At 46.3% G+C, this 602-nt stretch carries 1 pseudogene; it reads right to left on the minus strand.

Going from position 1 to position 602, the window contains the following annotated elements:
• A pseudogene (locus RH88_RS23460) lies at nt 1-517 on the minus strand (hypothetical protein); the annotation flags it as partial.
• Between the last annotated feature and the right edge of the window lie 85 nt (nt 518-602).

Consider the following 602-nt stretch of genomic DNA (forward strand, 5'->3'; position numbering starts at 1 on the left):
AAAATGTGGTCGCAATTTGTAAGGCGAGCGAACCAACGCCAAGCGCCATCCATGCGCCTACGGTTGCTAAAAAAGTGAAAAGAACACGGCTACCCCATGTTTTGAGTCTGTCGATTTCAAGCAGCAGTTGGTCACTGTGCATCAAAGCGCTTTTCTTCAAAATGGCGTTTGTTTCGCCGGTATCACTGAGCAGTTTGACGGTATCGAGTTCTTCTGCATCCAGAAGACCTGAATCCAAAATGTCACCGATGTTGGATTTACCCGCCCCCAGAGCACGAAGCATCTTGTTGATATGATGTTTCATGTACGGGGTTGCGTGTTCTTTGTAGTGTTCTAGTGACTCTCTTAATGGCGTACCCACGGCGGTTTGATGCGCCGTGGAAGTCAGAAAATTCGTACACTGGATAAATCGGTATTGACGATAGATAGGTAGAGCATCGAGATTGACTCGATACTCACCACAATACCGGCTGAGTGAGATAACAATCAGCGGAAGCAATAGAGCAAATAAGACCAAAACGTAAAAGCCCGTTATTTAGCCAAAATAAACCGAATTGCTCCGCGCTAATTGATAAAAAGCCCCACGTTCGACGTGAGGCTTG

This window comes from Vibrio scophthalmi LMG 19158, assembly GCF_000222585.1.
GTDB classification, from domain to species: domain Bacteria; phylum Pseudomonadota; class Gammaproteobacteria; order Enterobacterales; family Vibrionaceae; genus Vibrio; species Vibrio scophthalmi.